This window comes from Leucobacter sp. G161, assembly GCF_001482305.1.
In the GTDB taxonomy this organism is placed as follows: domain Bacteria; phylum Actinomycetota; class Actinomycetes; order Actinomycetales; family Microbacteriaceae; genus Leucobacter.
The window spans coordinates 125,351-146,549 of the sequence record NZ_LOHP01000084.1 but is presented as its reverse complement, the minus strand read 5'-3'; the positions used below and the strand labels follow the sequence as shown (position 1 = coordinate 146,549).

Here is a 21,199-nt window from a genome sequence, read left to right as displayed (position 1 = left end):
TTTTAGTGGCACGATGGAGTGCGATGAGCAATAAATACAGCGAAGCCGCAGTCACCGAGCTTGCTCCCAGCAATGATGCAGCCGAGGAGACCCAGCCGAATCCGGTCCTCGGGCCTGAGACGCAAGCGCTCGTGCGACCCGAATTCACCTCGCCGTTCACGGAGATCGGTCGAGCTGAGTGGGCCCGCCTTGCCGGGGAGACTCCGATGCCGCTCACTGAACCAGAGGTCGAATCCTTCCGCGGACTGGGGGTCTCGCTCGATGTCGAAGAGGTCTCCGAGGTGTATCGGCCGCTGAGCCGCCTCATCAATCAGTACGCGATCGCCGCACGCGAGATGCACCAGCGGACGCGTAGCTTCCTCAAGCGCGAGGGTGAAAAGCAGAGCACCTTCGTCATTGGGGTCGCCGGTTCTGTCGCAGTCGGCAAGTCCACCGTCGCTCGTATTCTCCGTGACCTGCTCGCCCGCTGGCCGGAGACCCCGAACGTCACACTTGTCACCACAGACGGCTTCCTCTACCCGAACGCCGAGCTCGAACGCCGCGGCATCGCCCACCGGAAGGGCTTCCCAGAGTCATACGACCGGCGCGCGCTCCTGCGGTTCGTGTCACAGGTGAAGTCCGGCATGCCCGAGGTGCGCGCCCCGCACTACAGCCACCTCATCTACGACATCGTTCCCGGTGAGTACACCACGGTGCGGCAACCAGACATCCTCATCCTCGAGGGCCTGAACGTGCTCCAGCCCCCGACCGCAGATCACCCGCTCGCGGTGTCCGACCTGTTCGACTTCTCCGTCTACGTTGACGCACGAACCGATCACATCGAAGAGTGGTTCACCCAGCGCTTCTTCCGGCTTCGCGACGGCGCGTTCTCGGATCCGAGCTCGTTCTTCCGGAAGTTCTCGCAGCTCAGCGACGCTGAGACCCGCAGCTACGCTCACGGCATCTGGAAGTCGATCAACGAACCGAACCTCATTGAGAACATTCGGCCAACGCGCGCTCGAGCGACGCTCGTGCTGCGGAAGGGCGCCGACCACCGCGTCGAGAAGGTGCTGCTGCGCAAGCTGTAAGAGGACCGGCTTCCTCTGTGGGGGCGTGCCGAGCCTACTCGGTGCGCCCTAGGGCCTAGATGGGGCCCAGGACTCAATGCGCCTCCGCTTCCTTCGCTGCGCTCTCCACTACCGCTGCCCCCGGGCGCCCCGCGTGCCCCGCGCGCCCCGCGCGCCCCGCGCGCCCCGCGCGCCCCAAGATCTCAAATCTTCTCAATGTATGTAGAAAGCCGCTGAGTTCTGCATACGTTGAGGAGATTACATGCGATCGGCAACGCAGTCGCCACCCGCTCGGTGACAGCGGTCGGTCAGCAGTCCGGTTCCTATCCCCCTGCGTGTATGTAGCTGTGCCGGCCCACGCCTGCAGCAGTACCCTGCCTGTGCCAGCGCCATCGCCATCGCCTGCGCCAGCGCCAGCGCCATCGGCATCGGCAGAGCCAGCGCCAGCGCCAGCGCCAGCGCCAGCGCCATTTTCCCTTCGCGCAGCGAACCCCACAGCGTAGAACAATCTGCAGCGTCATTCGACCTGTCCACAGATTCCGCGTTCCTGCTCCGCTATCGCCCGCTAACCTGCAAGCTCGAGGCATGTTAGAGCGTTTACTGGCCGATCACAGCGGGGTCGTCCGAAGCAGTGTCCTGCTAGACCATGGCTACAGCAAAACGGCGGTGCGCAAGGCGATCGAGGCTGGCAGGGTCGTCCGGGTCCGCAAAGGATGGCTGGCGTTGTCCAATGCCGACCCGCTGCTCGTCACCGCTGCCCGTCAGGGCCTCACCGTCTCATGCATTACCCAAGCGGCCAGGCTGGGCCTGTGGGTGCGAGACAGCAGCCGGCTGCACTTTGCGGTGCCCCGGCCCGGAGCAGAGCTGCGTCCACTGGGAGCTATACTCCACTACCACGCACCCGTCCTGCCGCGTCCGCGGTTTGCGTTAGCCGACACTCTCGAAAATGCCCTCGTTCTCGTCGCGCAGTGTGAGCCGTTCGAAGACGCAGTCGCCACATGGGACTCGGCACTGAACAAGGGGCTCATTGACCGCCCCGCCCTGGCCCAGTTGCCGCTCCGTGGGACTGCTCGCCGAGTGCTTGCTGCAACCGATCCTTTCGCCGACTCCGGACTAGAAACATACGTTCGTTTGCGGCTGCGGTGGTTAGGCGTCCCTATCAGCGCGCAAAGCTGGATCGTCGGGCACCGCGTGGACTTCCTTTTCGGTGAGCGGCTGGTGCTGCAGATCGATGGCGGGCACCACACCGGACGGCAACGCACGCAAGACATTGCCCACGACGCCCAGCTCCAGCTGCGCGGGTACACGGTTATCCGTCTGAGCTATGCCCAGGTGATGGACTCGTGGCCAGAGGCTCAGGCAACCATCATGCACGCCATAGCGCTCGGCCTGCACCAACGGGCTACGCTCCGCTAGTCGCTCGGTGGGGCGCTCAGGGCTGCTTGGTGGTGTGCGGGTTGGAGGTGCTGCACGCGCCTGGAGTGCTGCACCCGCTTGCGGTGCCAGCAGTGGTGCACAGCCTCGCGGTGCAGCACCGTTGAACTCTGCCACACCGTATGCGATCAGCGATTCATATGCCAGAAGCGCCAAAGAATGACATATCTTCGGCATTCTGCAGATCTTCTGGCGCGAAGTGGAGGCGCGAAGCAACGCAAAAGCCCGGCCCCTAGGGGGCCGGGCTTTTCGCGGAAGCGGATTACACCGCGAGCCGTTCCTTCACAATTGATGCGAGATCATCGGCAAGCTGCTGCGCCTGATCGACGTGAGCGGCCTCAACCATGACGCGCACGACTGGTTCGGTGCCGGAGGGCCGAAGCAACACGCGGCCTTCGCCAGCGAGCAGCTCCTCGACCTGGCGAACAGCCTGCTGCAAGACCTCGTCGCTGTTCGCACGGGTACGATCGACTCCGCGAACATTCACGAGGACCTGCGGGTACACCTTCATGCACTGCGTGAGCTCGGACAACGGCTTGCCCGTGCGCACGACCTCGGCGGCGATGTGGAGCCCCGTGAGGATCCCGTCGCCGGTCGTCGCGAACTCGCTCATGATGACGTGACCTGATTGCTCGCCGCCCAGGGAGTAACCGTGCTCGTTGATCGCTTCGAGGACGTAGCGGTCGCCGACACCGGTCTCGATGACGTCAATGCCGTTGTCTGACATCGCGAGCTTGAGGCCGAGGTTTGACATTACGGTCGCGACGAGCGTGTTCTTCTCAAGCTTGCCTCGGCTCTCCATTGAGAGCGCGAGGATCGCCATGATCTGGTCACCGTCGATCTCAGCGCCGTTGTTGTCAACGGCCAGGCAGCGGTCGGCGTCTCCATCGTGCGCGATACCAAGGTCAGCGCCGTGCTCAAGCACCGCTGCCTTCAGCGGCCCGAGGTAGGTCGATCCGACACCATCGTTGATGTTCATGCCGTCTGGATCATTGCCAATGACGATGATCTTCGCGCCGGCGGCAGTGAACGCATCCGGGGAAATACCCGAGGCTGCGCCGTGTGCGCAGTCGAGCACGACGGTGAGGCCCGCGAGGCTCGTGCCTTCGAGCGTGCCAAGCAGGTGCACGAGGTAGCGGTCTTCCGCATCGGCGAAGCGCCGGATCCGTCCGACCTCTTTCCCGGTGACGGCGATGGGCGGGACGCTCATGGCGGCCTCGATCGCATCTTCTACGTCATCAGGGAGCTTGCGCCCGCCCTCTGCAAAGAATTTGATCCCGTTGTCGGCGGCCGGGTTGTGTGAGGCAGACACCATGACACCGAAATCGGCTCCGGTGTCGGCGACCAGGTATGCGGCGGCCGGGGTGGGGATGACGCCAGCGTCGAGCACATCGACGCCGGCAGCGGCGAGCCCGGCTGACACAGCAGCCGAGATGAACTCGCCGGAAACTCGCGGATCGCGCGCAACGATCGCGGGAGCGCGACGGCTCTCGCCTCGGGCATTACGCCCGAGTACGAGAGCCGCTGCGTGCGCGAGGGCGAGGGCGAGGTCGGCAGTGATATCCACGCCGGCCAAGCCTCGCACCCCATCGGTGCCAAACAGGCGTCCCATAGGGAATACGTTCCTGTTTAGCGCTTCGAGTACTGAGGCGCCTTACGGGCCTTCTTGAGTCCGGCCTTCTTGCGCTCCTTGATGCGAGCGTCGCGGCTCAGGAAGCCAGCCTTCTTCAGCGTTGCACGGTTGTGCTCTGCGTCGATCTCGTTGAGTGCGCGTGCGACAGCGAGGCGAAGTGCGCCGGCCTGGCCCGAGGGGCCGCCACCGTCGATGGTCGCGATGAGGTCGTATGCGCCGCCGAGCTCAAGCACGGTGAACGGATCGGTGATGAGCTGCTGGTGCAGCTTGTTGGGGAAGTACTCGGCGAACTCGCGACCGTTCACGGTCATCTTGCCTTCGCCGGGGATGAGGCGCACGCGGGCTACTGCCTGCTTGCGACGGCCCACTGCTGCACCGGGAACGGTGAGCGCGGGGCGCGGGGCCGCGGCGGTCGCCTGCGATGCGGGGGTCTCGGTGGTGTAGCTCTCGGTGTCCACAGTCTGCTCTTCAGTCACGTTAAAGTCTCTCTTCTTGCGTCTCTAGCGCGCTACTGCGCAACCTGGCCAAAGGTGTAAGGGGTCGGCTGCTGCGCAGCGTGGGGGTGCTCCGGACCCGCGTAAACCTTCAGCTTGCGGAACAGGTCAGCGCCAAGCGAGTTCTTCGGAAGCATGCCGCGGACAGCCTTCTCAACGGCGCGCTCCGGGTTCTTCGAGAGGAGCTCGGTGTAGGTCACCGAACGGAGGCCGCCCGGGTAACCCGAGTGGCGGTAAGCCTTCTTCTGAGCTGCCTTGTTGGCGGTCAGCACAACCTTGTCCGCGTTGACGATGACGACGTAGTCGCCCATGTCCATGTGCGGTGCGAAGGTGGTCTTGTGCTTGCCACGGAGCAGGGCTGCTGCGTGCGATGCGAGGCGGCCGAGAACCACGTCTGCTGCGTCGATGACGATCCAGTCGTGCTTCTGGTCAGCTGCCTTCGGCGAATAAGTGCGAGTCACTGTCGTGCTGCTTTCTGTCGAAATGGAGGAGTTCTTGAATCCCACTCCGTGCGAGGTCTCATGCAGTGACACTGCCTGAGTTCCTGTGCGGTGGAGGGCTCAACAATTCGGGTGCTTGCACACCAAGGGTCAACTTTAGCACAGAATACTCAGTCATCGAGCGGATCGCGCCGTGCGCGCGTCTGTTCCGCGCGCGCCGCGAGCCCGTCGCCGCTCGGGTAGCCGATTTCCTCCAGTGACAGACCGTGAGCGGGCATCACCGTGAACCGGCTCGTCCGCTGCCGCGCGTCGCGAAGTTCGAGCAGCTCATCTTCCCCAATTCGCCCGTGGCCGACCGCAACAACGGAGCCGACGAGCGCCCGCACCATCGAATGGCAGAACGCGTCGGCTTCGATCCGCGCAGCGTATGCACCGTCTTCGGTCTCGCGCCACTCAAAGGCAAGCAACTCGCGAACCGCGGTCGCCCCCTCGCGCGCCTTGCAGAATGTCGTGAAGTCCTGCAGCCCGAGCAGATCGGCAGAAACTCGCTGCATAGTGGCGAGGTTGAGTACGCGGGGCACGTCTGCCGTGAAGCGCGCAGTCAGCGGATCTCTCCGTGCGTTTTCCGGGCGGAGCCGGTACTCGTAGCGCCGCCGAAGCGCGGAGAACCTCGCGTCGACGCCGGCGGGTGCGGGTGCGACCCGGTGGATCGCGATGTCTGACGCACTGCGCTGCAGCACGCCGTTCAGGCGCCGGGTCATGATGCGAGCCGCATCGTGGTGCGGTGCGTCTCCGCGATCCGCAATGTCCTTCGACTGACGCTGCGAGGCGCCCCACTTCGCGAGCTGCTCGGCGGTGACGTCGACGTGGGCGACCTGGCCGCGCGCGTGCACGCCCGCGTCGGTCCGGCCTCCAACCGTGAGCCGTGTCTCGGTGGCGTCGATCCGGAGGAGCGTGGCGATGGCCTGTTCGATCTCTCCCTGCACGGTGCGCAAGCCTGGTTGTGTCGCCCAGCCTGAAAAGTCGGTACCGTCGTAGGCGAGGTCGAGGCGCAGCCGGGTGGTTTCCACGCTGTAAAGTCTGCCAGATATTTTCGACGGGGTACCGGTCGTCCCGATCACCACCCCAATGCAGGGCAGCACTCAAGGTTCCGGGGTAGCATCTTTGGGTGTCTGTTCGCCCGCTGCTCCCCACAGGGGCACCGGTGACGGCTCGCGGCGCTCGCTTTGGTGGTCTCGACGGCCTTCGCGCGATCGCGGTCGGAATGGTCTTGGTCTACCACCTCTTCCCGAGCGCACTGCCCGGCGGGTTCCTCGGCGTCGACGTCTTCTTCGTGATGAGCGGTTTCCTCATCACCTCGCTGTTGCTGCGCGAGCTTGAAAAGACCGGACGCATCGACCTGCTGGCCTTCTGGCAACGTCGTGCTCGCAGGTTGCTGCCGGCGGTCGCTCTCGTCGTTCTCGTGAGCACTTCGCTCGCCCTCGCCGCGAGCCGCGATCTGTTGGTCGGGGTTGCGCAACAGATCGCCGGAGCGCTCCTCTTCGTCAGCAACTGGGTGTTCATCGCAAACGGTTCAGACTACTTTGCACGCGATGCACCTGAGTTATTCCGCAACTTCTGGTCACTCGCCCTTGAGGAGCAGTTCTACATCGTCCTTCCGCTGATCGCGGTGGTCGTATTCAAACTGCGTTCACGCATCACCTGGGCGATCCCTCTCGCAGCGCTCGGTCTCGGGTCCGCGTTCCTCATGGCGGCGCTCGCCAACGGCGAGGCCGATCCCACGCGGATCTACTTCGGCTCCGACTCACACAGCTTCGGTCTCTTCCTCGGCGCCGCAATGGCAGTCCTGCTGTCGCGGGGCGGCAACCGTGCCCTTGGGCGTGCAGGGCAGGCGGCATCGCTCGCGGTAGCAGTCGCGGGGTTCACGGTGCTCGGCTTTTTGGCATTCGCGCTCCGTGAGGCAACCCCCGAGAGCTTCCTCGGCGGTTTCCAGCTCGCCACGCTGGCTGCGCTGGCGATCGTCTGGGCCATTACGCGCGAGGGCGCCGTCATCGGCCGCTGGCTGGATGTCACGCCCCTTCGGTGGATCGGCGAGCGCTCCTACGGCATCTACCTCTGGCACTGGCCGCTACTCGTCATCGTGACGAGCATCGCGACAGGGGCCGGCCTCGGGAAGAGCTGGATCGTCCCGGTCGTCACGCTCCTGCTCACCGTCACGTTCGCGGCGCTCTCGTACCGCTTCGTCGAGCAGCCGGTTAGGCGGGTGGGACTGCGCGGCGCGCTCGTTCGCTGGTTTAGCCCGCGCAGCTACACGCCGCGGCGCAAGAAGATCTCGATCACCCTCGCGGGGGTCCTCGCCATCACCTTCCCGCTCACCGGGATCGCCGTCGCCATCGCGCCCGCGCAAACCTCGTCTGAAGACTCGATACGGCGCGGCCAGGAGATGCTCGAGGCTGATCGAAGCGCCGGATCGGTATCGGGCGACGAAGCTGCAGGCACCACTTCGGACGAAGAGCCGACCTCCCCCGAGGAAGCCCCGCCGCTCATCACCATCGAGGGCAGAGACGTCACCGCGGTCGGCGACTCAGTCATGCTCGCAAGCTACCCAGAGCTCACCGAGGCCTTCCCTGGTATCGAGGTGGATGCGGCCGTGTCACGTGGCGTGTGGGCCGGTGTCGACATTGTCGCCGGGATGGCCGCACAGGGCACGCTTCGCGAAGTCGTGGTCGTAGGGCTCGGCACCAACGGCCCAGTCGAGGTCGAGGCCCTCGCTGCCCTCAAGGAGGCTGTCGGGGCTCGCCAGCTCGTCCTCGTCGACGCGCACGCAGAACGCGACTGGATCGCTGAGGTGAACACCGTACTCACCTCGTTCGCAGCGGAGCACCGCGGGGTGACCCTGGCACGGTGGGACGCTGCTGTCGCTGGCACCCCGGAGTTCCTCGCGGAGGACGGCATTCACCCCGGCCCGGAGGGCGGCGAGATCTATGCGGCATCGATCCGCACCGCGCTCGACGAGCTACTGGCTCCCGGGGAGTCCGCCGGTTGGGCGACGCCGCGCCGCTAGCAGCGGACGCGGCGCACACCGGGCACAGCTACACCCCGGGGGCAGCTACGCCCAGGCACAGCTACACCCCCGGCACAGCTACTCCACCCGACGCACAGGTGCACACCGCCCGGTCCCGCACACACGAAAGCGCCCCGTGGTAGAAACCACGGGGCGCTTTCGTTAACGCGTGAGAGCGAGACCTATTCGGCCTTCTCCTCGGCAGCTGCTTCCTCGGCGGGAGCCTCGGTCTCGGCGACCTCTACGGTCTCCTCGACAACTTCGGTCTCCTCGACGACCTCAGCCTTGGGCTCAGCCGGAGCGGCCTTCTGAGCCTTGACCTTCGGCTGAACGGGCTCGAGAACGAGCTCGATCACTGCCATGGGGGCGCGGTCGCCCTTACGGTAGCCGGTCTTCACGATACGGGTGTAACCACCCTCGCGATCCTCGACAAGCGGCGCGATCTCGGTGAAGAGCTCGTGGACAACCGACTTGTCGAGAACGCGACGCATCACGCGACGACGCGAGTGCAGGTCGCCGCGCTTCGCGAACGTCACGAGACGCTCTGCGAGGGGCTGCAGGCGCTTCGCCTTCGTCTCGGTGGTCTGGATGCGCTTGTGCTCGAAGAGCTGCGAAGCCAGCTGGTTGAGCATCAGGCGCTCGTGAGCGGGACCGCCTCCGAGGCGGGCGCCCTTGGTGGGCTTAGGCATGTGTGTACTCCTGTGTGTGTTCGATCAGCTAAAGAGCCGGATCGTTAGTTAACGTCGTCTTCGTAGCTGTAGAAGTTGGCCCCGTCGAAACCGGGAACCGCGTCCTTGAGCGAGAGGCCCATCTCGGCAAGCTTGTCGCGCACCTCGAAGACGGACTTCTGACCGAAGTTACGAATGTTCATGAGCTGTGCCTCCGAGAGCGCAACAAGCTCGCTCACGGAGTTGATGCCCTCACGCTTGAGGCAGTTGTAGCTGCGCACCGAAAGGTCGAGGTCTTCGATCGGGATCGAAAGCTCGCCCTCGGCAACAACCTCAACCGGCGCGGGGCCGATCTCGACGCCCTCAGCGGCAGTGTTCAGCTCGCGTGCCAGCCCGAACAGCTCGACCAGGGTCGAGCCAGCCGACGCGATTGCGTCGCGGGGGCTGATTGCGGGCTTCGACTCGACGTCGACCACAAGGCGGTCGAAGTCAGTGCGCTCACCGGCACGAGTTGCCTCGACACGGTAGGTCACCTTGAGCACGGGCGAGTAGATCGAGTCGACCGGGATACGGCCAACCTCTGCGTCGTCGTTACGGTTCTGCGCTGCAGAAACGTAGCCACGGCCGCGCTCAATGGTGAGCTCAAGCTCGAACTGTGCGTCGTCGCCAAGGGTCGCGATGACCAGCTCGGGGTTGTGCACCTCGACGCCAGCAGGCGCTGAGATGTCGGCAGCGGTGACTTCGCCTGCCCCGGTCTTACGAAGGTACGCGGTGATCGGCTCGTCGTGCTCGCTCGATACAACGAGGCCCTTGATGTTCAGGATGATCTCGGTGACGTCTTCTGTGACACCGGGGATCGTCGTGAACTCGTGAGCCACGCCCTCGAAGCGGACGCTGGTGACAGCGGCTCCGGGAATCGAGGAGAGCAGCGTACGACGAAGTGAGTTACCAAGCGTGTAACCAAAGCCAGGCTCGAGGGGCTCGATCGTGAAACGTGAGCGGTACTCGGAGATTGAATCTTCGGTCAGAGTGGGGCGCTGTGCAATGAGCACTGTATGAGTTCCTTTCGCTGGAGTCCGCTATATGACTCTGCGGTAAAGAGGGTGATGGGAACGTACCCAGCTCGTCTAGCGGACGAGCCGGTGTCGCGCCGGCCGAAGCCGGCGCGACAGAGGCGCTTAGACGCGGCGGCGCTTGGGCGGGCGGCAGCCGTTGTGGGTCTGCGGGGTGACGTCGTTGATCGAGCCAACCTCGAGGCCAGCGGCCTGAAGCGAGCGGATCGCGGTCTCGCGGCCCGAGCCGGGGCCCTTCACGAAGACGTCAACCTTCTTCATGCCGTGCTCCTGCGCCTTGCGGGCAACAGACTCGGCAGCGAGCTGCGCGGCGAACGGGGTCGACTTACGCGAGCCCTTGAAGCCAACGCCACCCGACGATGCCCAGGTGAGCACAGCACCGGTGGTGTCGGTGATAGAGATGATCGTGTTATTGAAGGTCGACTTGATGTGGGCGTGGCCCACTGCGATGTTCTTCTTGTCTTTGCGACGCGGCTTGCGCGCTGCCGACTTGGGTGCAGCCATTGAGTGTTCTCCTGAAAGCTATGTGTGAATGGTCGGTGTGAACCGGTGTTACTTCTTCTTACCGGCGACGGTGCGCTTCGGGCCCTTGCGGGTACGAGCGTTCGTCTTGGTGCGCTGACCATGCACAGGCATGCCCCGGCGGTGGCGAATTCCCTGGTAGCTGCCGATCTCAACCTTGCGGCGGATGTCAGCCTGGACCTCGCGGCGGAGGTCACCCTCTACCTTGAAGTTGCCCTCAACGTGGTCGCGGAGCTGAACGAGCTGCTCGTCGGTCAGTTCGCGAACACGGGTGTTCCCGTCGATGCCGGTCGCCTCGAGCGTCTTCAGCGCGCTCGTGCGTCCAACGCCATAGATGTAGGTGAGCGCGATCTCTACGCGCTTTTCGCGCGGGATGTCTACGCCTGCAATACGTGCCATGTCTGGCTCTCCTTGCGGATTAGTGGAGGTGTGGTGCGCATCGTGGGATCAGGCCTCCGACCCAAGGTGTCCCCCTCCGGCGTGATGCGGAAGGTTCTTCGATGCGCGATTTCAGTTGTAAAACGTTGATCTGCGAGCCGCAGGTCAGGGTATTAGCCCTGGCGCTGCTTGTGACGCGGGTTGCTCTTGCAGATCACCATGACGCGGCCGTGGCGGCGGATCACCTTGCAGTGATCGCAGATGGGCTTGACGCTGGGGTTGACCTTCATTGTTATTCCTTTAGCGGGTTCGCTGTCCTCGTACCCACGGGATGCCGTGAGCCGTTACTTTCCGGTGGACGTGAGCGCAGGTCTACTTGTAGCGGTAGACGATGCGACCGCGGGTCAGATCGTACGGGGTCAGTTCCACGATCACGCGGTCCCCTGGAAGGATGCGGATGTAATGCTGACGCATTTTGCCCGAGATATGTGCGAGCACCTTATGGCCGTTTGTAAGCTCTACCCGGAACTGTGCGTTCGGGAGCGCTTCAGCCACCTGGCCCTCGATCTCGATGACGCCGTCTTTCTTCGCCATAGCCTCACTGTCGCTCGTGTTGATTCACCGGTCTTGCGAATGCTTTCCCCCTGGTTTCGCGAACGCAAAAACAGGCACAAAGCACCAACGAGCAATCCTATCCCGGAAAGCCCGCATTGTCTACCTTACAGCCTGCATGATCCACGGCGCACGGCATTTCGTCAAGCCCTGGCGCGTCGCTTCCGCCGAGCGGAGAGAAGCAGCATCACCCCAGGCACCACCGCTGCGCCCGTGATGACGGCGAGGCCAGTCGAGATCCGCTCAGCCATCATCAGTGGCTCTCCGCCAGCGCCCGAGGCGAACACCCCCAGTAGCGCTGAGACGAGGGCATAGGCGATCAGCTGCGTGGTACTGAGGGCCGCAGCAGCCTTCTCCCCCTCGGCCTGGTCATCGGTCGCGCCCATCGCGCGCACACTCAGGTGCGGGAACGCTGCGCCGATCGCCGTCCCGGCAAGAATGAGCGCAACAGCCCAGAGGGCCACCCTTTCTAGACTTGCTCCCGGCTGCTGGAGCAGCCCATAGCTCAAGAGTCCCGCTGCAAGGACGAGCGGCGAGATCACCATGACCGCCTTCGACATCCGCGGGCCAAACTTCACACTCACCAACTGCGAGCCCGTCCAGCCGAGCGACAGAGCGGCGCCCAAGAATCCAGCCCAGACCGGGGAGAGCCCTCCAAGCTCCTGACCAAAGAGCGGAACATAGGTCTCGACCATCACGCCCGCGCACAGCCCAGCGAGGAGAAGGTACACCCACTTGAGCGGGTTGCCCCGCTCAAATGTCATCCGCGGCAACACGGTGTTGCGCCCCTTCGCTTCCGCGAGCAGGAACAGCATCACGAGCAGGATCCCCACAATGATTGCAGTGGCATCGTGGCCCGCTGGGGCGAGAACCGGTGCCAGGCTGAAGCTCGCAGCTGCGAGCACGAGGGCAAGAAGCGACACATACGGGAGCGGCTCGACTGCGGTCCGGTGCGCAGCCCTGCGTGGCAGCGCAGAGAGCGTCGCCGCACCGAGGAGTAGTGCGATTGCCGCAAGCGCGCCGTACGCCCAGCGCCAGGCCTGCAGCTCCGCGAAGATCCCACCCAGGCTCGGTCCGACCAGCGCGCCGATCCCCCACATCGCCGAAACCAGTGCCGAGGCTTTGAGCCACAGACTCCGGGGCAGCGCGGAGCGTATGACAGCGAAACCGAGGCCCGCGAGCAATCCGCCGCCCAAGCCCTGCAGCACGCGGCTCGCAACAAAGAGTTCCATGCCACTGCTCAACGCAGCGGCGAACGGCCCGACGGCAAACGTTCCAAACCCCAGGAGGTACGCTCCTCGGGCACCCAAGCCCGCAATTACTCGGGCGACGAGCATGGAGGAGACCACCGCCGCGACGAGGAACCCCGTAGCCACCCAGGCGAAGAGGTGCGCGCCACCGATGTCCGCGACAATCGACGGCAGCAGCGCTGCGGTGAAATAGAGATTCATCGCGTAGAGCACGGTGCCGCCCGCCAGCACCGCGACGGTAGCAAGATGCTCACGCGACATGAGCCGGTCGGGCGACGGGATCGCGGCGGGGACAGAGATCGGGATCGAATTGGTGTCTGGGCTAGAAGAAGTCACTCGGCTAGACTAAAACTTCAAGTGCACTTGAAGTCAAGCGAGGTGTGAACCATGGAACGCAAGACCCCAACTGACCTGCTCACCATTGGCGAGGTCGCCGAGCGCGTCGGCATCGCAACGTCGGCGGTCCGCTTCTATGAGCAAGAGGGCCTCATCACCTCGACCCGCACTGCGGGTAACCAGCGACGCTATCCGCGCCACGTGCTCAGGCGGCTGTCAATCATCAGCTACGCCAAGCGGCTCGGGATCCCCCTCACCGAGGTGGCGGATGTCTTCGCCAAGCTCCCTCCCGACCGGATGCCCTCGAAGCGAGACTGGACTCGGATATCCCAGCGCTGGGCTGACCTCCTCGACGAACGGCGACGGCGGCTCGACGCACTGCAGGCAGAGCTTTCGGCCTGCATCGGCTGCGGCTGCCTGTCCCTCAATAACTGCAATGCCCTGAACCCCGGAGACGTGCTCGCGAGCCAGGGAGTCGGCGCGGTACGTCTGGACGACGACTTCACTGACCTCACGCCGCCCGCTCGCTGAGCGATCACTCAGTGGCGTTTCGCGTACGTCGCCGTCCGGTCACGCTCACGGAAGCCCAGCCGCTCGTACATCGCAAGGGCACCGCTCGGGTTCGCGGCATCAACGTCGAGCACTGCGCTCGCCAACCCCCTGCGCCGATACGCGCGCAGTGCCCGAGCAATCACGGCGGTCGACAGCCCCGTGCCACGCCACCGGCTGACCACGCCGATCGTCGCCAGGTACCCAAAGCGCTCGCCACGCAATTTCCACTCGCTCTGGTGCAGCTCCGTGAGCGCGAACGCAGCGACGCGAAGCGGCTCGTGCGTGGCGCCACCGCCCTCGACGGCGAGAACCGAGAGGCGCGGAGCGAACCCGCCGACCGCGCTCTGCCTGCGCCACTCCGTACGACCAATCGGGGCAAAGCCCCAGTGGTCCCGAAAGGCTTCGTTCAATGCGATCCGCACCGCCTCGCTATGCCCGAGGCGAAACGACACAAGGCGTATCCCCGCCGGCAACTCGCGCTCGGGGAGGTCCGGTTCGACCTGCCGCGCAAGCGACGCCCATGAGCGCTCCAGCCCAAACCCGGCGCTCACGTAGAGCGCGGTGGCTGCCACACAGGCGGTACGGCTGTGCACCGCGAGCAGCCCAGGCAACATGCTCCGCGAGGTCGCGAGGAGCTGAAGCCCGCGGGCCTCCTGCCAGGCGAGCAGCTGGCGACCGACGCCTCGCCCCCGTAGGTCGGGGTGCACAACCCCGGACAACGCCACTTCGAGGTGCTGCGGCACGCCGCCAGGCGTTGCCGACTCCGGCTCCTCCCCGAGGCTCGCGTAGCCCGCGGCAAGCGCCTTGCCGCTTGGCCCGAGCCCAATCACCCCGTCACGTTGGGGGTCGAAGCGTGGCGCGCGCAACTCGTGGCGCACCGCGGCAACGCTTCCAGCATCAGCGGGGTGGTCCAGTTCGCCGGCCGCCGCCTGCAGGCCGTGCAGTCGGCGCGCGTCACTGCGGCGCAGTGGACGCCAGCGCAGCGGGACGTCGCCGGCGAGTTCTGGCAGCGGCGGGAGCGCCGCGGGCGGGATGATCCGATCCGACAGGGCGGGGCCGTCACTCATGAGCTACTCCTTCTCCCGCCGATTCGCGCCGGGGGAAGCAAACCTATTGCCCATGATACGATCGTGTCAAGTTCGATAGTTACCCCGAAGGAGCGATGTGGATACACCCCAGCAGCCCACCAGCGAAACGGTGCTGCGCATGACCGGCGGCACCAAGGCACTCGTCTGGCTCACCCTTGGCGCCGCAGGCGCAGGTCTTGGGTTCGCACTCCCGTGGCTACTGCAGCGCATCGCGACCTGGCCGATCCCCTACATCGACGCGCTGAAGTTTCTCGGCTCATTCGATGCGCCACTCATGGTCATCGGCAGACCGGCTGTACTTGCCCTCATTGGGCTCGTCATCGCATTCTTCATCACCTACGAGGCAGCCGAACTCACGATCAGCGACACCCAGATCCGCATCCGCGAGGGCGATGACGCCCGCATTGTCACGCGCGCGCAGGTCGGCGGCGTGTATCGCAAGGGCGGAAAACTGCGTATCGAGTCGGTCGAGGGCCGCATCCTTTTCAACGACGACGTCGAGGGCGGCGGCGTCGCGATCGAGCGCGCCTTCACCAAGCACGGCTACCCCTGGGAGGGCACAGCATGAGCGCGTTGCCCATCACCGTCTCGGCGCGCACCATCATCGAGGGCAGCTTCGATGAAACCGGTGTCGCCGACCTCGCAGCCGTCTACGACGTTGGTCTCGCACTCGGGGTCCCCGAGCAAACAGTGCGGCTCGCGATCCGCCGCATGGCTGCCGCTGGCGAGCTCGTTCAGGAGGGGCGCGGGCGCGCCGGGCGGATCATTCGCAGCAGCGATGCGCTGCGCCGCAGCCGCTCCGAGTCGCGCCTCATCGACTTCGCGTTCGCGCAAGACGCGGGCGCGCACCCCTGGGACGGCAACTGGCGACTCTACGCCTTCTCGGTTCCGGAGTCCGCGAGGCCCGAACGCGACGCGCTCAGGGCCGGGCTGACCGCGTTGGGTGCGGCACCAATCGCATCGGGCCTGTATGCCACCCCGCACAATCTGCGGGAGGGGCTGCTCGACTATCTCCCGCCCGGGGTGGTCGACCGCTGGCTCATCTCCGCCGCGACGCCCGACCTCGTGCTGCCAGGTCGCCACAGCACAACGGCAATCGTCGAGCTGCTGTGGCCTGCGGGCGAAACCCTCGCGGCCTACGAGCCGCTCGCGAACGTACTCGCTGGTACTGAGATCCCCCGCGCCTCTGACCCGGTTGCCGTGACCGCCGCGGCGCTGTTGCTCGCCGAGGGGCTCGACAGGGCGTTGAGCGTGGATCCGCTCCTGCCGGGCGAGTTCAGACCAAGCGACTGGCCGCCAGCCACCCTGCGCGCACGCTTTCTGCACAGCTGGGAGCAGCTCCGGGCGCTGGGGCCGACGCTTCCCGTGTTCGCATAGCCGGGCGTACTGTCCGCCGTCCCCACCCGACACCTGCCGATCCAGCGCGCGTGCCCCCAGAGCACTATGCCCACCGCTCGCTGACGCGTGGCCGCCTAGGCGTCGCGCGAAACCGGACCCGCAAGGCATTCCGAGAGCGCAGCCGCGAGCCAGGCACCCTTCGCGGCAACGCCAAGCACGTTCGAGGCTCGGCCAACGTCACCCGCACCGGGAAAGTGGGCGGCAACGTGGCCGTCGGGGCGCACAAGCAGGGCATCGCCCGCGCCAAGCTGGGAAAGCACCGCAGCCCCAGCGCCCGCGAACTCCCCAGCACCCTCGCCGCCCGCAGCAAGCTCGAGCGCGACATAACCAACGGGGAGCGCCACCGGCGCTGCCGCGACTGCCGCGATCCATTCCGCGTCCGCACCTCCCGTGACCACGCGAAACTGACCAGCGGCCCCGTCGAGCGAGGAGGCATCCCGACCTTCGAGCCACGCGTGCGGCAGTCGCCTGCCGAGCTCCGCCGAGGCCGAGTAAGCCCCCGGAGCAAGCGGCCTTGACGGCGGGTAACCGGTGCCGAGCAGTAGCTCGTCATCGATCCCGTACGCACGTGTGCTGTTCCCGAGCGATACCTCGATCACAGCGGCCCCGACCGGACGACGCTCGGCCGTATAGCGGTCGAGCAGCGCCGTGCTCGCTTCGCCGCGCACCACCGCGCCGAGTTGCCACGCGAGTGTCTCCGCGTCACCGATACCGACGTTCATACCGTGCCCGCCTGTTGGCGGTGTCTGGTGCGCCGCATCGCCGGCGAGCAGCACCCGCCCCGCGCGGTAGGTGTCTGCGATTCTGGCGTCCATGTGCCACACCATAGTGTCGCGGATCTCCAGGCGCAGTTCGGGATCCCCCACGGCGTCACGAATCAGCTCCGTTATGGTCCCGTCGTCGGCACACAAGGCACCGACATCCACTCCGGCACCGACCGGGTACTGATAGACCCATTCGGTGTCGTTATCGACGGCGAGAAAGCCGCCTTTTCCACCCCCAATGAAGTACGAGGTCGCCTCGCGCCCGCGCATTGCTTGCCCGAGCGGCGCGCTGAAACGCACGGACAGAAACCTCGCAAGCTCGGTTTCACCGGCAAGGCCGATCCCAATTGCTTCGCGCACAAGACTCCGCGCCCCATCGCAGCCCACTACATACGCCGCGCGGTGCGACTGCTCACTCTGCGCGGTCGGCGACGAGCGCGGATGCGCACGCACTGTGACGCCGTTCGGCCCCGGCGTCAGCGACGTGACACGCTGCCCGAAGCGCACATCTGCCCCCGCGGCGGTTGCGGCCGCAAGCAGTACCGGTTCAAGCCGGTCTTGCGAGCACAGCGCGCCAGGGGCCGGCGTGTGCGGGGTGTCGGCGCCCGACAGGGGTGGACCGAGTTCGGCATTTGGGTCCAATAGGTTTGCGCCCCGGAAGAATCTCACGTGCTCACCCGGGAGCGAAGCCGCGCGTACCGCTTCCTCGAGTCCGAGCGACCGGAACGTCTCCATCGAACGCGCGGAAATTCCGCGCGCCTTCGGGTGCATCGATGTTCCGGGGTGCGCCTCAAGGACGCGGACGCTCAGCTTCTCGCGGCGCAGCAGGGAGGCAAGCGTCAGCCCCACCGGGCCCGCCCCAACGATGAGAACGTCAATCTGGGCGTCTGCAACTGTAGTCATTGAGACTATCGTAACGCTTTTTTCGTGTTTTGTCGTTACACTAGAGTCGTGCGCACGAAATCTCGCCCGTCGGCAACTGCGAACCCGCGGTGAGCCCCCCACAGCCGCGACAGGCGGCCAACACCGAACGCCCGCGCGGGCTCCATTTTGCCGTCGCGCTCGCCAACGCAGCTCACCCCGCAGTCGAGTGGGCTGGCCTCGCCAGCGCGCACGGTGACACCGAACTCGGCGCACGCAGGGTCGACTCCGCAGACCTCGCGCGGGCTGTCGCCGAGATTCGTGCGGTGTTCGCGATCACCGACAACACACTTGCCGCGACCGCGCTCAACCTGCTCATGGCCTCGTCCGATAGCCCGGGCGCGATGGTCGGCACGGCAGAGGGTCCGCGCGGCACGGAGCTGACGCAGCTGGAAAATGGGCGGTGGGCCTTGCGCCCCCGGATAGCCGCAGCCGAGACTGCCGCAGCGGTGTATCGTGCGGTTACCGCATTCGCTCTCGCAGAGTGGCTCGCCGAGCGCGGCCGCTGCGCATGGGGCGTGTGCGCCGCGGAGACGTGCACCAACGTCTTCGTCGACGAGGGCCGGCGCGCACCGCAGCGGTTCTGTTCGACCCCGTGCGCGACGCGTACCCGGGTCGCGGCGCACCGCCGGGCAAGCAACACAGCCAACGGCGAAGCTCGACGGCACGCAAAAGCCGCCAGCCCCGAAGCGGGACCGGCGGCCTGAGCAGACGATACGAGGTTACGGAATCGGAACGGGTGTGATCCCGAACTGAGCGAGACCTGCCGCTCCCCCGTCCGCCGCGGTGAGCACCCAAATTCCTTCGGCGTGCACGGCAACGCTGTGCTCCCACTGCGCGCTCATTGAGCCATCAGCAATGGTCACGGTCCAGTCATCATCCTGCACGACAGTGTCGATCGTTCCGGCCGAGATGATCGGTTCGATCGCGACGACGAGGCCTGGCTTCACCTCGGGGCCGCGACGCTGCACGGGAACGTTGAACACCGGAGGATCCTCGTGCATGCTCCGGCCGATGCCGTGACCGATGTAATCCTCGAGCACCCCAAAGTCACTGTGCTTGCGCACGTAGCCCTGCACGGACTCGCCAACCTCGTTGAGGTGCTTCGCACGGGCAAGCCGCGCGATCCCCTGCCACATCGCCTGCTCGGTAACGTGCGAGAGCTTCTCGTTCGCCTCGGTGAGCTCGGGTCGCGACGGATCAGGGATCACCGCGGTAAACGCGGCGTCACTGTGCCAGCCACCGATGACCGCGCCCACGTCAAGCGACACGACGTCGCCCGGCTCGAGAGGACGGTCAGTCGGGATCGCATGCACGACATCCGCGTTCACGTTCGCGCAGATCGTGTGCCTGTAGCCCGGCTCGAGCATGAAGTTCGGTTCGCCACCACGAGCTCGAATCGCAGCCTCAGCGAGCGCGTCGAGCTCGAGCGTGGTGACGCCAGGGCCGACCGCAGCCCGCATTGCAGCAAGCGCGTCCACCGCAGCGAGGCCAGGCTCGACCATCAGTCGAAGTTGCGCAGGCGACTTGTAAATCGACCGACGCAGGAAACCGCGACGTGACACTTAGCGTCCCAGCTGTGCGCTGAGTGCGCTCGAGATACGATCGGCGACCTCATCGATGCCGCCGAGCCCGTCTACGCTCACCAAGATGCCGCGCTTCGTGAACAGCTCAATGAGCGGCTCGGTCTGCTGTGCGTACACGTCCTGGCGGTGCCGGATGACGTCTTCAGTGTCGTCTGCACGACCCTCGGTCTCGGCACGCTTGAGCAAGCGGGCGACTACCTCGTCGGTGTCTGCTTCCAGCAGGACAACAGCGTCGAGGGAATCGCCCTCGAGCATCCCGTCGAGCGCCTCGACCTGCTCCACGTTGCGCGGGTAGCCATCGAGGAGGAAACCAGCCGCGGCGTCCTCCTGCAGCAGCCGATCCTGCACGATCTCGTTCGTGAGCGTGTCAGGAACAAGCTCGCCCGACTCGATGATTGCCTGGACGCGCTGCCCAAGCTCCGTGCCGCCCTTGATGTTCGCCCGGAAGATGTCGCCTGTCGAAATCGCTGGGATCTCGTAGGTCTCGGCAATCTTTGCCGCCTGCGTGCCCTTCCCTGCGCCGGGAGGGCCGATGATGAGAAGCCTGGTTACTGTCACTTGAGAAGTCCTTCGTAGTGGCGCTGCTGCAGCTGTGCGTCGATCTGCTTCACCGTTTCAAGGCCAACGCCGACAATAATGAGGATCGACGCGCCGCCGAACGGGAAGTTCTCGTTTGCGCCGAAGAATGAGAGCGCCACAAGTGGCAGCAGTGCAATGGTTCCGAGGTAGAGCGAGCCGGCGCTGGTGATACGCGTCAGCACGTAGTTCAGGTACTCGGCAGTCGGGCGGCCGGCACGAATGCCAGGCACGAAGCCCGAGTACTTCTTCATGTTGTCCGCGACCTCTTCAGGGTTGAAGGTGATCTGCACGTAGAAGAAGGTAAAGCCGATGACCAGCAGGAAGAACACGAGCATGTACAGTGGCTGGTCGCCGTACACGAGGTTGTTCTGGACCCATACCACCCATGCCGCGGGCTCTTCGCCAGCCTTGGGCTGGTTGAACTGCGCGAGCAGCATCGGGAGGTACAGGATCGCCGAAGCGAAGATCACGGGGATCACACCCGCCATATTCACCTTGATCGGGATGTAGGTGCTCGAGCCACCGTAGGTGCGGCGCCCGACAACACGCTTCGCGTACTGCACCGGGATACGGCGCTGCGACTGCTCGACGAACACAACCGCGCCAATGACGATAATGCCGACGAGAATGACGAAGAAGAAGACTTCCCAGCCACGCTGCTCCTTGATGACCCAGAGACCGCTCGGGAAGGTAGCTGCGATGGAGGTGAAGATAAGCAGCGACATGCCGTTGCCGACGCCACGCTCGGTGATGAGCTCACCGAACCACATGATGAGGCCGGTACCGGCGGTCATCGTGATGATCATGATGAGGATCGCCCACCATTCCTGGGCGACAAGGTTCTGGCAGGCCTGGTTCGCGAGGCTGCCGAAGAGCTGACCTGAGCGCGCAACGGTAATGAGCGTCGTTGCCTGGAGTACCGCAAGCGCAATCGTCAGGTAGCGAGTGTACTGAGTGAGCTTCGCCTGGCCCGCCTGGCCCTCCTTGTGGAGAGTCTCAAAGTGCGGAATCACCACGCGAAGAAGCTGGGTGATGATCGACGCCGTAATGTACGGCATGATGCCAAGGGCGAAGATCGAAAGCTGCAGGAGGGCGCCACCGCTGAAGAGGTTGACCATGTCGTACAACCCGGCGGTCCCCGTGTTCGCGTTGACGGCGAGACAGGCCTGGACGTTGTTGAAGTCCACGAACGGGGTCGGGATAAACGACCCCAAGCGGAAGAGTGCAACAATTCCAAGCGTAAAAACGATCTTCCGACGGAGGTCGGGGGTACGGAAGATCCGTCCAATAGCGCTGAACAAAACTTAGCCTCCTGGATAGTTCGCCGGACGTTTCCGGCGAGGAGCAACTAGACCAGACTA

General features: G+C 65.2%; 23 protein-coding genes. 7 read left to right on the top strand and 16 right to left on the bottom strand.

What is annotated here, in order from left to right; genetic code table 11:
• Positions 1 to 23 precede the first annotated feature (23 nt).
• Together coaA and AUL38_RS15115 are read left to right on the top strand one after the other, a co-directional pair.
• Entirely contained in the window at positions 24 to 1,067 is a 1,044-nt protein-coding gene (coaA, locus tag AUL38_RS15125) for a type I pantothenate kinase (RefSeq protein ID WP_083506938.1), read from the top strand.
• A 564-nt stretch (positions 1,068 to 1,631) separates the two neighbouring features.
• The gene (locus tag AUL38_RS15115) at positions 1,632 to 2,462 is read left to right on the top strand and encodes a DUF559 domain-containing protein (protein WP_059063361.1); all 831 of its coding nucleotides are present in this window, start codon (positions 1,632 to 1,634) and stop codon (positions 2,460 to 2,462) included.
• Between the two features lie 280 nt (positions 2,463 to 2,742).
• On the opposite strand, the gene glmM is transcribed toward AUL38_RS15115, so the two are convergent.
• The 4 genes from glmM to AUL38_RS15095 all read right to left on the bottom strand — a co-directional run bounded on the left by glmM (position 2,743) and on the right by AUL38_RS15095 (position 6,117).
• Positions 2,743 to 4,092, bottom strand: coding sequence for a phosphoglucosamine mutase (gene glmM, locus AUL38_RS15110; protein WP_059063353.1), 1,350 nt, complete (start codon positions 4,090 to 4,092; stop codon positions 2,743 to 2,745).
• A gap of 17 nt (positions 4,093 to 4,109) precedes the next feature.
• Positions 4,110 to 4,589 carry a 30S ribosomal protein S9 gene (rpsI, locus tag AUL38_RS15105; protein ID WP_059063350.1) on the bottom strand — a complete coding sequence of 160 codons (480 nt, stop codon included), beginning with the start codon at positions 4,587 to 4,589 and terminating at the stop codon, positions 4,110 to 4,112.
• Positions 4,590 to 4,621: 32 nt separating this feature from the next.
• Positions 4,622 to 5,068: a 50S ribosomal protein L13 gene (rplM, locus tag AUL38_RS15100; RefSeq protein WP_059063389.1), complete on the bottom strand. Its 447-nt coding sequence runs from the start codon at positions 5,066 to 5,068 to the stop codon at positions 4,622 to 4,624.
• 149 nt (positions 5,069 to 5,217) lie between these two features.
• Positions 5,218 to 6,117: a tRNA pseudouridine(38-40) synthase TruA gene (locus AUL38_RS15095; protein ID WP_059063348.1), complete on the bottom strand. Its 900-nt coding sequence runs from the start codon at positions 6,115 to 6,117 to the stop codon at positions 5,218 to 5,220.
• Between the two features lie 98 nt (positions 6,118 to 6,215).
• On the opposite strand from AUL38_RS15095, the gene AUL38_RS15090 reads away from it, so the two are divergent.
• Positions 6,216 to 8,111, top strand: coding sequence for an acyltransferase family protein (locus AUL38_RS15090; RefSeq protein ID WP_235590749.1), 1,896 nt, complete (start codon positions 6,216 to 6,218; stop codon positions 8,109 to 8,111).
• 182 nt (positions 8,112 to 8,293) lie between these two features.
• Here AUL38_RS15090 and rplQ read toward each other — a convergent pair whose 3' ends face one another.
• The 7 genes from rplQ to AUL38_RS15055 all read right to left on the bottom strand — a co-directional run bounded on the left by rplQ (position 8,294) and on the right by AUL38_RS15055 (position 12,950).
• The gene (gene rplQ, locus AUL38_RS15085; protein ID WP_059063346.1) at positions 8,294 to 8,800 is read right to left on the bottom strand and encodes a 50S ribosomal protein L17; all 507 of its coding nucleotides are present in this window, start codon (positions 8,798 to 8,800) and stop codon (positions 8,294 to 8,296) included.
• Between the two features lie 44 nt (positions 8,801 to 8,844).
• Positions 8,845 to 9,831 (bottom strand): DNA-directed RNA polymerase subunit alpha, encoded by a 987-nt coding sequence (locus AUL38_RS15080; RefSeq protein ID WP_042544392.1) that lies wholly within the window; start codon positions 9,829 to 9,831, stop codon positions 8,845 to 8,847.
• A 126-nt stretch (positions 9,832 to 9,957) separates the two neighbouring features.
• On the bottom strand, positions 9,958 to 10,356 hold the full coding sequence (gene rpsK, locus AUL38_RS15075) for a 30S ribosomal protein S11 (RefSeq protein ID WP_042544393.1): 399 nt from the start codon (positions 10,354 to 10,356) through the stop codon (positions 9,958 to 9,960).
• Between the two features lie 48 nt (positions 10,357 to 10,404).
• A complete protein-coding gene (gene rpsM, locus AUL38_RS15070; protein WP_059063344.1) occupies positions 10,405 to 10,773 on the bottom strand; it encodes a 30S ribosomal protein S13 in 369 nt (122 codons plus the stop codon).
• 152 nt (positions 10,774 to 10,925) lie between these two features.
• On the bottom strand, positions 10,926 to 11,042 hold the full coding sequence (rpmJ, locus tag AUL38_RS15065; RefSeq protein ID WP_005050492.1) for a 50S ribosomal protein L36: 117 nt from the start codon (positions 11,040 to 11,042) through the stop codon (positions 10,926 to 10,928).
• Positions 11,043 to 11,124: 82 nt separating this feature from the next.
• Positions 11,125 to 11,346: a translation initiation factor IF-1 gene (infA, locus tag AUL38_RS15060; RefSeq protein ID WP_059063343.1), complete on the bottom strand. Its 222-nt coding sequence runs from the start codon at positions 11,344 to 11,346 to the stop codon at positions 11,125 to 11,127.
• A gap of 161 nt (positions 11,347 to 11,507) precedes the next feature.
• Positions 11,508 to 12,950 (bottom strand): MFS transporter, encoded by a 1,443-nt coding sequence (locus tag AUL38_RS15055; RefSeq protein WP_201023761.1) that lies wholly within the window; start codon positions 12,948 to 12,950, stop codon positions 11,508 to 11,510.
• A 51-nt stretch (positions 12,951 to 13,001) separates the two neighbouring features.
• Between AUL38_RS15055 and soxR the strand changes: the two genes are divergently transcribed.
• Entirely contained in the window at positions 13,002 to 13,481 is a 480-nt protein-coding gene (gene soxR / locus AUL38_RS15050; protein WP_059063341.1) for a redox-sensitive transcriptional activator SoxR, read from the top strand.
• A gap of 8 nt (positions 13,482 to 13,489) precedes the next feature.
• On the opposite strand, the gene AUL38_RS15045 is transcribed toward soxR, so the two are convergent.
• The gene (locus tag AUL38_RS15045) at positions 13,490 to 14,569 is read right to left on the bottom strand and encodes a GNAT family N-acetyltransferase (protein ID WP_059063339.1); all 1,080 of its coding nucleotides are present in this window, start codon (positions 14,567 to 14,569) and stop codon (positions 13,490 to 13,492) included.
• A gap of 97 nt (positions 14,570 to 14,666) precedes the next feature.
• Between AUL38_RS15045 and AUL38_RS15040 the strand changes: the two genes are divergently transcribed.
• Both AUL38_RS15040 and AUL38_RS15035 read left to right on the top strand, forming a co-directional pair.
• Positions 14,667 to 15,158, top strand: coding sequence for a hypothetical protein (locus tag AUL38_RS15040; RefSeq protein ID WP_059063337.1), 492 nt, complete (start codon positions 14,667 to 14,669; stop codon positions 15,156 to 15,158).
• Positions 15,155 to 15,967, top strand: a complete 813-nt coding sequence (locus tag AUL38_RS15035; RefSeq protein ID WP_059063335.1) for a hypothetical protein — start codon at positions 15,155 to 15,157, stop codon at positions 15,965 to 15,967. Before AUL38_RS15040 ends, AUL38_RS15035 begins: the two co-directional genes overlap by 4 nt.
• 95 nt (positions 15,968 to 16,062) lie before the next feature.
• Here the strand turns inward: AUL38_RS15035 and AUL38_RS15030 are convergent, their stop codons facing one another.
• Entirely contained in the window at positions 16,063 to 17,655 is a 1,593-nt protein-coding gene (locus AUL38_RS15030) for an FAD-dependent monooxygenase (RefSeq protein WP_059063332.1), read from the bottom strand.
• 89 nt (positions 17,656 to 17,744) lie between these two features.
• Between AUL38_RS15030 and AUL38_RS17615 the strand changes: the two genes are divergently transcribed.
• Positions 17,745 to 18,380 carry a CGNR zinc finger domain-containing protein gene (locus AUL38_RS17615; protein WP_059063330.1) on the top strand — a complete coding sequence of 212 codons (636 nt, stop codon included), beginning with the start codon at positions 17,745 to 17,747 and terminating at the stop codon, positions 18,378 to 18,380.
• A 15-nt stretch (positions 18,381 to 18,395) separates the two neighbouring features.
• Here the strand turns inward: AUL38_RS17615 and map are convergent, their stop codons facing one another.
• From map to secY, 3 genes are read right to left on the bottom strand one after another with little or no spacing between them, the layout of a single operon-like run.
• Positions 18,396 to 19,178, bottom strand: coding sequence for a type I methionyl aminopeptidase (gene map / locus AUL38_RS15020; RefSeq protein ID WP_201023760.1), 783 nt, complete (start codon positions 19,176 to 19,178; stop codon positions 18,396 to 18,398).
• Between the two features lie 60 nt (positions 19,179 to 19,238).
• On the bottom strand, positions 19,239 to 19,817 hold the full coding sequence (locus AUL38_RS15015; protein ID WP_059063326.1) for an adenylate kinase: 579 nt from the start codon (positions 19,815 to 19,817) through the stop codon (positions 19,239 to 19,241).
• Entirely contained in the window at positions 19,814 to 21,139 is a 1,326-nt protein-coding gene (secY, locus tag AUL38_RS15010) for a preprotein translocase subunit SecY (RefSeq protein WP_059063324.1), read from the bottom strand. The genes AUL38_RS15015 and secY overlap by 4 nt, the downstream gene beginning before the upstream one ends.
• Between the last annotated feature and the right edge of the window lie 60 nt (positions 21,140 to 21,199).